Origin of the sequence: Phaeovulum vinaykumarii, from assembly GCF_900156695.1 — a bacterium.
GTDB lineage: Bacteria > Pseudomonadota > Alphaproteobacteria > Rhodobacterales > Rhodobacteraceae > Bieblia_A > Bieblia_A vinaykumarii.
Genome location: NZ_FTOM01000001.1, coordinates 628,939 through 640,645, shown reverse-complemented (window position 1 = coordinate 640,645; position 11,707 = coordinate 628,939). Strand labels below are relative to the sequence as shown.

General features: G+C 70.8%; 11 protein-coding genes. 6 read left to right on the top strand and 5 right to left on the bottom strand.

What is annotated here, in order from left to right; all coding sequences use genetic code 11:
• Window positions 1-137: 137 nt before the first annotated feature.
• The 4 genes from BW949_RS03000 to lptF form a co-directional block, all read right to left on the bottom strand.
• Window positions 138-1,343, bottom strand: coding sequence for a peptidyl-prolyl cis-trans isomerase (locus tag BW949_RS03000; RefSeq protein WP_076363403.1), 1,206 nt, complete (start codon window positions 1,341-1,343; stop codon window positions 138-140).
• A gap of 106 nt (window positions 1,344-1,449) precedes the next feature.
• A complete protein-coding gene (locus BW949_RS02995) occupies window positions 1,450-3,711 on the bottom strand; it encodes an LPS-assembly protein LptD (protein ID WP_083947549.1) in 2,262 nt (753 codons plus the stop codon).
• Entirely contained in the window at window positions 3,708-4,820 is a 1,113-nt protein-coding gene (gene lptG / locus BW949_RS02990) for an LPS export ABC transporter permease LptG (RefSeq protein WP_076363402.1), read from the bottom strand. Before lptG ends, BW949_RS02995 begins: the two co-directional genes overlap by 4 nt.
• Window positions 4,817-5,962 carry an LPS export ABC transporter permease LptF gene (lptF, locus tag BW949_RS02985; RefSeq protein WP_076363401.1) on the bottom strand — a complete coding sequence of 382 codons (1,146 nt, stop codon included), beginning with the start codon at window positions 5,960-5,962 and terminating at the stop codon, window positions 4,817-4,819. Before lptF ends, lptG begins: the two co-directional genes overlap by 4 nt.
• A gap of 285 nt (window positions 5,963-6,247) precedes the next feature.
• Here lptF and BW949_RS02980 point away from each other — a divergent pair, with 285 nt between their 5' ends.
• Both BW949_RS02980 and BW949_RS02975 read left to right on the top strand, forming a co-directional pair.
• On the top strand, window positions 6,248-7,720 hold the full coding sequence (locus BW949_RS02980) for a leucyl aminopeptidase (protein ID WP_076363400.1): 1,473 nt from the start codon (window positions 6,248-6,250) through the stop codon (window positions 7,718-7,720).
• Between the two features lie 4 nt (window positions 7,721-7,724).
• Window positions 7,725-8,198 carry a DNA polymerase III subunit chi gene (locus BW949_RS02975; RefSeq protein ID WP_076363399.1) on the top strand — a complete coding sequence of 158 codons (474 nt, stop codon included), beginning with the start codon at window positions 7,725-7,727 and terminating at the stop codon, window positions 8,196-8,198.
• A 30-nt stretch (window positions 8,199-8,228) separates the two neighbouring features.
• Here the strand turns inward: BW949_RS02975 and BW949_RS02970 are convergent, their stop codons facing one another.
• Window positions 8,229-8,813, bottom strand: coding sequence for a retropepsin-like aspartic protease family protein (locus tag BW949_RS02970; protein ID WP_076363398.1), 585 nt, complete (start codon window positions 8,811-8,813; stop codon window positions 8,229-8,231).
• 288 nt (window positions 8,814-9,101) lie between these two features.
• Here BW949_RS02970 and BW949_RS02965 point away from each other — a divergent pair, with 288 nt between their 5' ends.
• The 4 genes from BW949_RS02965 (at window position 9,102) to BW949_RS02950 (ending at window position 11,675) form a co-directional block, all read left to right on the top strand.
• Window positions 9,102-9,314 (top strand): twin-arginine translocase TatA/TatE family subunit, encoded by a 213-nt coding sequence (locus BW949_RS02965; RefSeq protein WP_076363397.1) that lies wholly within the window; start codon window positions 9,102-9,104, stop codon window positions 9,312-9,314.
• A 146-nt stretch (window positions 9,315-9,460) separates the two neighbouring features.
• On the top strand, window positions 9,461-9,910 hold the full coding sequence (gene tatB / locus BW949_RS02960) for a Sec-independent protein translocase protein TatB (protein ID WP_076363396.1): 450 nt from the start codon (window positions 9,461-9,463) through the stop codon (window positions 9,908-9,910).
• Window positions 9,907-10,818: a twin-arginine translocase subunit TatC gene (gene tatC, locus BW949_RS02955; RefSeq protein ID WP_076363395.1), complete on the top strand. Its 912-nt coding sequence runs from the start codon at window positions 9,907-9,909 to the stop codon at window positions 10,816-10,818. The genes tatB and tatC overlap by 4 nt, the downstream gene beginning before the upstream one ends.
• Window positions 10,815-11,675 carry an ATP-binding protein gene (locus BW949_RS02950; protein ID WP_076363394.1) on the top strand — a complete coding sequence of 287 codons (861 nt, stop codon included), beginning with the start codon at window positions 10,815-10,817 and terminating at the stop codon, window positions 11,673-11,675. The genes tatC and BW949_RS02950 overlap by 4 nt, the downstream gene beginning before the upstream one ends.
• Window positions 11,676-11,707: the final 32 nt, after the last annotated feature.

Here is an 11,707-nt window from a genome sequence, read left to right as displayed (position 1 = left end):
GTCCGGAGTTTCCCCGTCCGGTCCCTCCGGGCGGGCACCCGGGCGGGGGACGGCCCGCGGCGGATGCGTTTCGCCAGGCGCGGGCCCTCTGGTGCGGACCGTCTGATGTGGGCGCTCTGGTGCGGGCCGGCGGGGGATCAGTTGCGGCGGATGATCGCCTGGGCCTTGAGGTCGGCCAGCCAGGCTGCGGCCAGCGCCCCCAGCCGGGCATTGGTCAGACCGGCGCGCACGCGGTTGCGGTCGGGGGTGTCGGCGCCGTCCTTCTCGACCGCAAAGCGCGAGCACAGCATCACGAAGGCGGGGCCCTGCGCGCGCTGCACCACCTGCGATTCGCCCGCGTCCATCGCATCAAGTGCGCCGCGGATGTCGGCGGGGATCGCCGCGCGGGGCAGTTTCTCGCGCACGACCTGCCCCGACGGAAGCGCCGCCGCGGCGGTATAGAGCGTGTCGCAGGCGTCGGCGCGCTGACGCAGCGCCCCCGCCGCCTGGGCGGGATCGACGCTGCCGACCAGATTGACCAGCGCATAATCGACCAGCCCCGCCCCTTCGCGCCGCGCGGGCTCAAGCTCGCGCAGCCACAGCACGACCAGCGTGTCGTTCATCTGGATCGGCGCCGTGTGCTGCCCCGGTTTCAGCCGCGAAAGCGGGCCTTGCACGTCCTCGGGCAGCGCGTCGAGCGGCAGCCAGCCCAGCCGCCCGCCATCGGTGCGGGTGGGCGCGATCGAATAGGTCCGCGCCATGCGCGAGAAGCTGTCCTCGTCGGGGGCGGCGGCGGCCTCGCGGATGCGGGCGCGGGCCTCGGCCTCGCGGCCCTCGCGCAGCGGCACGACGAATTCGGTGACCAGAAGGCGCGGGCTGCGTTCGGCGCTGCCGGATTGTTCGAGGATGCGGTCGACCTCGGCCTCGGAGATGCGGACGCTGTCGGCGAACCGCTTGCGCACGGTTTCGCGCCAGACGAAGCCGGCCTCGACGAAATCACGGAAGGTCTCGGGCTGGACCCCGGCGGGGGCGATCGCCTTGAGGAATTCCTCGGCGCTGAGATTGGCGCGCCCGGCGAATTCCTCCATCCCGGCCTTGACCTGCTCGGGCGAGACGCTGATCCCCATTTCCTGCGCCGCCTGCATCCGCAACCGGTCCTCGATCAGGGCGGTCTCGGCCATCTCCAGAAGGTCGCCCTGCGCGCCCAGAAGCGCCAGGAAGCGCGCACGCTGGTCGATCTCGAAGCCGGTCACGCCGCGGTCGTTGACCTGGATCACCGGCGCGAAGGGCGATTGCGCCGCGATCGGCACGGCGCCCGCCAGAAGCGCCACGATCAACGAAGTGGAGGTCAGGAATGCGCGCATGTCTCTGCCTTGCTCTGCCTGTCTTGGGGCCGCCTGCGGCCGTCGTTCCCGCCGACCGGGGGCCATGTTTCGGGCCGTCGCGGATATCCGCTTGGGGCCTGGCCGGTCATCGCGTGCAGACCCGCCGGGCCCGGTTCTCGCCCGCGCCGAAGCCCGCCAATGCGACCGAGACGCCGAAGTCGGTTTCGGGCCTCACACTAGTCGAGGATGTGTAGCGACGCGAGAGGGAAAGGTCGAGCGTGACGCATTCGTTCTCGTAGCGCAGCCCCAGCCCGGCGCGGGCGGCGCGGCCGGCGTCGAAGTCATAGCGGCTGGCGAAGCGACCCGACCAGCCCGCGCTCAGCCGCCAGGTGGTGTCGAGCGTCAATTCGGAGGTGGCGCTGGGCCGGCCCTCGCTCAGGTCGGGCTTCATCCACAGATAGCCCGCCGACAGGCTGCGGTCGTCGCCGGGGCTCCAGGCCACACGCAATTCGTTGCGCGTGACATCGCCGAAATCGCCCGAGATCAGCGCCCGGTTCGACACCGCCAGCCCCCCGGCCGAGGCGAAATGCGCCGCCAGCAGCCAGTCCGATTGCACCCCCGACAGCCCCGAGCCCGTGCCAAAGCCCGCCTGCGCGCGCGCCCGGACCACCCGCCCGGCGGTCATCCCCAGCGACCAGCCGGCCGCGTCGAAGCGGGTGAAGCTGATGCCCAGGTTGGCGCGGGTGCCGCCTTCGCGGGCATCCTCGCCGGGAAAGCGCGAGAACGAGAACAGGTCGCCCTCGTCGAATTCGACCAGCAGGCTGTCCTCGTTGGGGACGCGCGGGCGGGTGGTGTCCGACCAAAGAAGCTGCGCCACCGGCTCGATCACCAGCGCTGCCGATCCGGCCTGGCGCACCCAGGGCCAGCGCAGTTCCACCCCTGCCGCGGGCACGGTCTGCGACACCGTCTCGTCGTAGCGGCTGTCCTGGCCGATGCGGTAGATGTTGCCCGTCACGTCGAAAAGGCCCGCCGCCAGGATCCCCCCCGGCAGGAGCGCGTTGCGCCGCCATTGCGCCGAGAAGCCCAGCCGCGCCATGTCACGCCCGGCCACGTCCAGATCCGAGGGCCGGCGGTGGGCATGGGCCGAGAGGTCGAATTCCAGCTCGCCCCCGATCAGTGCGGGGCGGAAGACGCGGATCTTGTGCGCGTCGACCGCCTGCACCGGCTCGAGGTCGTTCGATTCGCCCTCGCGCATGGTGTAGACCTGCCCCAGCCGCGCCCAGGTCAGCTCGGTGCGGCGGACCCGTTCGAGGGTGATCCCGCTCCACAGCCGGTCGGCGTCCGAGATGCCGTAATCCAGCAGGTACGACCGGTCCGAGGCCAGTTGCAGGTCCAGGCCCAGCGAAAAGCCGTCGGGCAGGGCAAAGCGGCCCTGCGCGAAGAGATAGCCGCGCGTGGTGTCGGCGATCAGGTCATCGCGCGAGAGGGCGCCCTCGATGGCATAGAGCCCGCTGTGGGTGGCGGCCCGATAGCGAAAGCCCATCGTGGTCATGCCGTCGCTGGACACATAGGGCGTCAGCGTCAGGTCGCGGTGATCGCCCAGCACGATGAAATAGGGCAGCTTGACCCCGGTCCCCAGCCCCGAGGTGGTGCGAAAGCTGGGGGTCAGGAACCCGGTCATCCGCTTGACCGTGGGGTCGGGCATGCGCAGATGCGGAATGCGCGCGATCGGCAGGCCCAGGGCGCGGAATTCGGCCCCGTCGAACAGCAGTTGGCGTTTTTCGGTGTCGTGGCGCAGCCGGTCGGCGCGGATCTCCCATAGCGGCGTGGGGTTGTCGGCACAGATCCGGCACGAGGAGGCCACGACGCGGTTGAGATCGGTATAGCGGCCCGACACGCGGCTGATCGTGGCCGCGGCCAGCTGCATCTCGCGCGCCAGCACCATGCGCGCGCCGGTCAGCAGCCCGTCGCGCAGGTCGGTGCTCATCTCGGCCTGATCGGCCAGGATCACCGCGCCCTCGGCGCCCGGTTCGGTCAGCCGCAGCGGGCCGGTGACGAAGATGCGGTCGGTCTTGCCGTCGTAGCGGATGCTTTCGGCGGTCAGGTGGTTGCCGCGGTAGAAGACCTCGACCGCGCCCTCGGCCAGAAGCACGTCGCCCGGCGCCAGACGGATGCTGTCGGCGACCAGGGTCGCGGCGTCCTCGCGGGTTTCCGTGGCGGTGGCGGTGGCCATGGGCCGCCCGGTCAGGGTCTCGGCCTGCGCCGCGGTCGGGGCCAGGCCCGGACCCGCGCCCAGATGCAGCCCGGCCGCCAGCGTCAGCGCCGCGGCAAGGCCGCGCCCGGCCGGCCGGGCCGTCCGTGGGGCGCCGGCACCAGGCCGGGGGGATATGGGCGCGCGTCGTTTCATCCGTCCTCGAGATGCAGGATCAGCCCCAGGGCCAGCATCAGCCCCGCGACCGGCGGGGCCCAGGCCGCGAGCATCACGGGGATCTGCCCATTTTCGCCCAGAACCTGCGCGAAGTCGCGCAGAAAGAACACCCCCAGCCCGGCGACCAGCGCCAGCAGGACGGACCGTCCGGTGCCGCCCAGCCGCGCATGGCGCATCGAAAAGCCCGCCGCGATCAGCACCATGACCGAAAAGACCAGCGGCAGCGCCAGTTCCATCTGCAACCAGACCGCATGGCGGCGGGTCGAGAATCCGGCCCTCTCGAGCCCGGTGATGAAATCGGGCAGGTCCCAGATGGCGATGGTGCTGGGGGTGCCGAAACTGTCGCGGATGCGCTCGGGGGTCAGCTCCGAGCCCAGCACCAGCCGGTCGTGGCGGGTCATCGCGGCCTCGGGGTTGGGGGTGGCCTCGAAGGGCCAGTCGCGCGCCGCGCGCAGCACCCAGCGCCCGGTTTCCAGATCGGCGCGCGCGGCGTCGATTCGCCGCACCGGCCCCTTGCCGGGGGCAAAGATCAGGAAGGACACGTCATAGAGGACCGTCGCGTCGGTGTTGGCGCGGGCGGCGTGGATCACGGTCTGGCGGGCCTCGCCCTCGGGGCCGCGCGCGCCCTGACGCAGCCAGACGCCTTCCGCGCCGATCGAGACCACCTGTTCCACGCCGCGGCGCAGCTGCGTGGCCTGGGTCTCGTAGCGTTTCGAGGTGGCCGCCACGACCGGGTTGAACAGCGCCACCACCAGCGCCCCCAGCACGAAGGCCACCAGCACCGGCCCCACCAGAAGCCGCAGCGCCGAGCGCCCGGCCGCGCGGATCACCACCAGTTCCGAGGACCGCGCAAGGCCCAGGAACAGCGCCACCCCCGCCAGCACCGTCACCAGCGGCAGGATCGGGTAGAACGAGGCCGGCGTGTGCAGCACCGACAGGAAGGCCAGCTGCCGCAGCCCCAGCGACAGCCCGTCGAAGCGGCGGATCTGCTCGACCATGTCGATCAGGAAGAGAACGGCGAAGAACACCCCGAAGAGAAGCCCGAAGACCTTGAGGAACCGCCGCGCGACGTAAAGCGCCAGGGTCATGCGCCCGCCTCCGACCCGTCGGCGGCGCTGCGCGCCGGGGGCGGCACCCGCCGGCGTCGCGCGCCCCAGCCCAGAAGCGCGGCCGCAGCCAGAAGCCCCGCGACCGCCGGGGCATAGACCAGCGGCCAGCCGCCCGACAGCCCCCGCGCCATGTCCGAGGTCAGGTTGACCAGGAATTGCACCCCGATCGCCAGCAGGATGGCAAAGCCGATCTGGCGCCAGATGCCGAAGCGCGAGAAGCCCCCCGTCAGCAGCGCCGCCAGCCCCAGAAGCGCGCCCACCGGCGCCAGCAGCGGCTGGGCGATGCGTTCGTGCAGGATCGTGCGCACGAGATCCGCCCCCGCCCCCGAGGCATGGGCGACCGCCGTGCCGTGGGCGATCAGCTGGGGCGTGGTGAATTCCTCGATCCGCGGCCGGCGCGGCGCGATCGCGCCCATCAGCGCGCCGATGTCATAGGTCAGCGTGTCGAAGCGGGTCACCTGAAGTCGGCCGGTCTGGGCGGCGAGATCCTGCACCATGCCTTCGAACATCACCAGCCGCGGGCCGGTCTCGGTCTTCACGACCACGGCCTTCTGCGCGGTATAGGTGGTTTCGGTGTCCGGCGCGCGATTGTCCGAGATGAAGACCTCGAGCAATTCCCCCAGCGGCGAGATCTGCCCGATATAGAGCGTCACCCCCGATGCGGGATGGATGAAGCGCCCCTCGACCAGGATGCGCGCCGAGATGTTCTGCGACACCTGCGCCTGACGCTCGGCCAGCCGCGCGCGCGAGATCGGCACCAGCTCATGCGCCAGCATGCCCATCGCCAGCGCCACGATCAGACCGAATCCCGCCACCCCGCGCGCCATCCGCCAGGGCGAGATCCCGGTGGCCTGCATCACCACCAGCTCGCTGTCGCCCATCAGTCGGTTGACGCCATAGAGCGTGGCCGCGAAGACCGCGACCGGCAGCACCAGCAAGATCACGCCGGGCAGCATCATGGCGGTGAATTCCAGCACCACCATGGCCGACTGGCCATCCGCGATCATCCGGTCGAACAGGCGCGCGGTGGTGTTGACCCAATAGACCGACACCAGCACCAGCGCGAAGAAGCCGAACAGCGCCAGAAGCTGGGCGATCAGATATCGATCTATCCGGGACAAGAGGGGATTCCAGATCCGACGTTGAAGCTTTGTCTTTCTCTAGCCCGATGCGGGCCGGGGGGAAAGGCCCCGCCACTTTCGCATCACCTCCGCGCCGCCCCCTCGGTGCGCCCTGCCCATGTGGGGGTCGGGGTGCGGCCCCACCGGACGCAATCTCTTGAACGCCGCGACGGGCCGCGCGCGCTTCCCAACCGGGCGCGGCTTGGCTAGGTTCGGCGCCGAACACGGCCAGTCGGGGGCGCCCCTTGCCCCTGGCGTGCGTGCCTTTCCTGCGGAGACCTTCTCATGACCCATCCCGTATCCATTGATTTCCAGCCGCTCGACGCGGAAGCGATCGCCCCCGCGACCGGACGCCTTGCGCTCGTGCTTGATGTCACCTCCAAGCTTTCGGCGGCGGGGCGGCGGATCGACCGGCTGATGCGGGGCGGGCTGGCGCGGGCGCTGGCCGACGAGGCCGCGACCGGCCTGAAACCGGGCGAGACGCTTGATCTGGCCTTTCCCGCGGGGCTGGCGGCCGAGGCGCTCCAGATCGTGCATCTTCCGCGCAAATGCGATGTCGAGGCCGCGCGCAAGGCCGGGGCCGCGGTGGGGGCGAAACTGGGCAAGGCCGGTGCGACGGTGATCGCCGATGCCCATCCGATGGCCGCCCAGATCGCCTTCGGGCTGGCGCTGCGGGCCTATGATTTCTCGGCCCATAAATCCGAGGCGCCGACCCCGCGCGGGCCCGTCTGCATGCGGGTGCGCGACCCCGAGTCGGTGGCCGCGCAGGCCGCGCCGCTGGCGGCGCTGGCCGAGGGCGTGTTCTTCACCCGCGATCTGGTCAACGAACCCGCCAACATCCTGGGCACCGACGATTTCGCCGCCCGGCTGGCCGCGATGCAGGAGCTGGGCCTTGATGTCGAGATCCTCGAGGAGGACCGGCTGGCTGAACTGGGCATGGGCGCGCTTCTGGGCGTGGGCCTTGGCTCGGAGACGCCCTCGAAGGTGGTGGTCATGCGCTGGAACGGCGGGCCTGCGGACGAGGCGCCGCTGGCGCTGGTCGGCAAGGGCGTCGTCTTCGACACCGGCGGCATCTCGATCAAGCCCGCCGCCGGCATGGAAGAGATGACCATGGACATGGGCGGCGCCGCGGTTGTCTCGGGGGTCATGCGCACCCTGGCCATGCGGCGCGCGCGCGCCAATGTGGTGGGGCTGGTCGGCCTGGTCGAGAACATGCCCGACGGGCGCGCGCAGCGGCCGGGCGATGTGGTGCGCTCGATGAAGGGCGACACGATCGAGGTCATCAACACCGACGCCGAGGGGCGCCTCGTGCTGGCCGATGTGCTGTGGTATGCACAGGAACGTTTCAAGCCCGCCGCGGTGATCGACCTGGCCACGCTGACCGGGGCGATCATCATCGCGCTGGGCCATGAACATGCGGGCATGTTCGACAATGACGACGCGCTGGCCGGCGCGATTGCCGCCGCCGCCGCGGCCGAGGGCGAGGGCCTCTGGCGCATGCCCTGCGATCCGGTCCACGACAAGGCGCTGAAGTCGCGCATCGCCGATGTGAAGAACGTCGGCGGCCGTCCGGCGGGCTCGATCACCGCGGCGCGGTTCCTGGCGCGCTTCATCGCCGAGGGCACGGCCTGGGCGCATCTTGATATCGCCGGGGTGGCGCTGGCGTCCTCGGATCGCACGCTTTCGCCCAAGGGCGCGACCGGCTGGGGGGTGATGACGCTCGACCGGCTGATCCGCGACCGCTACGAGGCGAAGTGACCCCGTGGGGGCGGTGCTGTTCTATCACCTGACGCGCTCGAGCGCGGCGGCCACGGCGGGGCGGCTTCTGCCGCGTGCGCTGGCGGCCGGATGGCGGGTGGAACTGCGCTGCCCCGACGCGGCCGCGCGCGCCGATCTCGACAGCCGTCTGTGGCAGGGCCCCGAGGAAGACTTCCTGCCCCACGGTCCCGCCGGCGGGCCGCATGATGCGCGCCAGCCGGTGCTTCTGACCCTGCCGGGAGAGGCCGCGGCCAATGCCCCGCGCGCGCTGATGACGGTGGGGGGCGCGGCCGTCGATCCGGCCGAGGCGGAGGCGCTCGAACGGGTCTGGGTGCTCTTTGACGGCGATGATCCGCAGGCGGTCGAGACCGCGCGCGGGCAATGGCGGGCGCTGACCGGGGCGGGGCTGGGCGCGCAATACTGGAACGAGGACGGCGGGCGCTGGGCCCTGCGCCACGAGAGCGCGCCGCGGGAGTGATGCGCCGCCGGGGGGGCAACGCCCCCCGCCTCAGGGCGTCAGGATCAGCCGGTCGGGGCGCATCTCGACGCTCTGGAAGCGGCTCAGCAGCGACATGCCCAGCAGCGACTGGCGCATCTCGCCGCCATTGACCACCGCGCGCACGTCCCGCAGTTGCAGCTGCCCCAGCGCCAGCGTGTCCAGCCGCACCGGCGCAGTCGACACCACGCCGTTTGCCGTGCGCGCCTGCCCGAAGAAGGCCAGATCCCCCAGCGCGATCCCCGCCCGTTCGGCGTCGCGCTGGGTCAGCACGATATCCGAGGCGCCGGTGTCCACGACAAAGCTGACCGGCACGCCGTTGACGCCGGCGCGCAGGTGGAAATGCCCGTCGCGGCCCTTGGGCACCTCAAGGCGTTCGCCGTCGGACAGGATTGTGGCGGTCTCGGGCAGGCTGGCGCGGCGGATATCGCCCCAGAGCCCGACCGCCGCGACTACCCCCACGAAGATCAGCGCCCAGGCCATCGCCTGGCGCAGCGCCTTGCCGGGCCGGGCGCGCAGCTCGATCAGCACATAGCCGCCGATCATCAGGAAGAGGAGCGTCAGATACCCCAATTGCCCCAGCATGTCCGACGTCATCGTTCCGTTCCTTCCCTGCGCCCCATCCCTGCGCCCCGCCCCTGCGACCCGTTGCGACCCGCGTGCAGCCAGTGTGCGGCCCTCCCCGGAAGAGATGCGTCCGCCGGGGCATCACGGCAAGGGGCAGGGCGTGCCGGGGCGCCGGATCGGCCGCGAAACCGGGCAAAAATCCGCGCCCCGCGACGGAATGGGGCTTTGATTGCCCCATCCGAGGGCTTAATTGGAGAGAACGAAGCCGCCCGGCGCGCGACGCGCGGCCCCCGGCGCGGCCCTCAGGGAGAGAGTGACATGCTCAACAACATCGGCCTTCCCGGCCTTCTCTTGATTGCCGTCGTCGTGCTGGTGCTCTTCGGGCGCGGCAAGATTTCCTCGCTGATGGGCGAGGTCGGCAAGGGCATCACCGCCTTCAAGAAGGGCGTCAAGGACGGCACCGAGGAGATCGAGAGCGCGTCCTCGGATGCCGCGCGCGATGTCACCCCCGCCGAAAAGGACAAGGCCTGAGGGCCCGGCCGGGCCCCCGCCCCGACCGGCGGGCAGGCGCGGTCCCGTCATCAGGATGATCCCGCGGCGCGGGGCCTGCCTGCGTGCAGCCCGCGCCTTCGTCGTCTTTCCACCCCGGCCCGGTGCCGGGCAAGGCCGGAGCGATCATGTTTGACATCGGCTGGAGCGAATTGCTGCTGATCGGCATCGTGGCGCTGATCGTGGTGGGGCCCAAGGACCTGCCCGGCATGTTCCGCACCCTGGGGCGGTTCACCGCCAAGGCCCGCGCCATGGGCCGCGAATTCTCGCGCGCGATGGAGGAGGCCGCCGACGACAGCGGCCTGAAGGACGCCGCCGACGATCTGCGCGCGCTCAAGGGGCTGACCTCGAAGAAGTCGCTGGGGCTCGACGCGCTGGAAACCGCCGCCGACCGGTTCGAACGCTGGGAGCCCGGCGCGGCCAAGCGTCCCGCCGCAGGGGGCGCAGAGGCCCCCGTGGCCGTGCCCGACCCCGAGGCGCCCCCGCCCTCTGCCGCCGCACAACCTGTGCCGCCCCAGCCCGCGTCCCCCCAGCCCGCGTCCCGACCGGCCACGCGTGAACCCGGAGATCAGGCATGAGCGGTCCCGCCACCCCCGAAGATGACATCGAGGACACCCACGCGCCGCTGATCGAGCATCTGGCCGAGCTGCGCCAGCGCCTGATCTGGTCGATCCTGGCCTTTGTCGCGGCGATGCTGCTGTGTTTCAGCGTCTGGAACCCGATCTTCAACTTCCTGACCCAGCCGATCTGCACCGCGCTGGCCGATCGCGGCCAGGATTGCGGGCTGATCCTGATCAAGCTTCAGGAAGGCTTCTTCGTTGCCATCAACATCTCGTTCCTGGGGGGCTTTGCGCTGTCCTTCCCGGTGATCGGCTATCAGCTGTGGCGGTTCGTGGCGCCGGGCCTCTACAAGTCCGAGAAGAACGCCTTCCTGCCGTTCCTGCTGGCCTCGCCCGCGATGTTCTTCCTGGGGGCGGCCTTCGCCTATTACGCGGTGCTACCCCTGGCGTTCAATTTCTTCCTGGGCTTCCAGCAGGGCCCGGTGGGCCTTGAGGCGCCGGTGCCCGAGGCGGCCGATCCCACCGATGCCCGCGCCCAGATCGCGGCGGCGGGGATCGTCTTCCAGGGTTCGGTCCAGGAATACCTGTCGCTGACGACCAAATTCGTGATGGCCTTCGGGCTGTGCTTCCAATTGCCCGTGCTGCTGACGCTGATGGGCAAGGCGGGGCTGGTCTCGGCCGCGGGGCTGGCCAACATGCGCAAATATGCGGTGGTGGGCATCCTGATGCTGGCCGCGCTGGCGACGCCGCCCGATGTGGTGTCGCAGGTGGTGCTGTTCACGGTGGTCTATGGTCTCTACGAGGTCTCGATCCAGCTGGTCCGCCGCATCGAGCGCAAGCGCGAGGAACGCCTGCGCGCCGAGGGTCTGTGGTTCGAGGACGAAGACGAGGACGAGGCCGATCTTGCCGCGGAGGACCGGAAATGACCGACCCGCTGGAGCGTATCGCCGCCGCGCTGGAACGTCTGGCGCCGCCGCCGGGGCCGATGCCCAAGCTGTCGGGCGCCGAGGCCTTTGTCTGGCAGACCGAGCCCGACCGGCTGGAACCCGTGGCGCAGGTCTCGCGCGTGGATCTGGCGCTTTTGCAGGGGATCGACCGGGCGCGGGATACGCTTCTGGACAACACCCGCCGCTTTGCCCGCGGCTTTGGCGCCAACAACGCGCTGTTGTGGGGCGCGCGCGGGATGGGCAAGTCGTCGCTGGTCAAGGCCGTTCATGCCCGCGTTTCGGCCGAGCGGCGCGCCGAGGGGCAGCCGGGCCCCCTTCTGGTGGAATTGTCGCGCGAGGATCTGCCCTCGGTCGGGCGGCTTCTGGCGCATCTGCGCCGGGGCGCGCCGCGCCGGTTCATCCTGTTCTGCGACGACCTGTCGTTCAGCCATGACGACCAGCATTACAAGAGCCTGAAGGCCGTGCTCGACGGCGGCATCGAGGGCCGGCCGGCCAATGTGGTCTTCTATGCCACCTCGAACCGCCGCCATCTGATGCCGCGCGACATGATCGAGAACGAGCGGTCCTCGGCGATCAACCCCTCGGAGGCGGTCGAGGAGAAGGTGTCCCTGTCGGATCGCTTCGGGCTGTGGCTGGGCTTTCATCCCTGCTCGCAGGACGAATATCTGGCCATGATCGACGGCTATTGCCGGGCCGCCGGTCTCGAGATCGACCCCGAGGTGCTGCGCGCCGAGGCGCTCGAATGGCAGATCACGCGCGGGGCGCGGTCGGGGCGCGTGGCCTGGCAGTTCTTCACCGATCTGGCGGGGCGCCACGAGATCGCGCCGCCCACCTGAGCGCGCCCACACCAGCCCCGCACAAGCCCCGA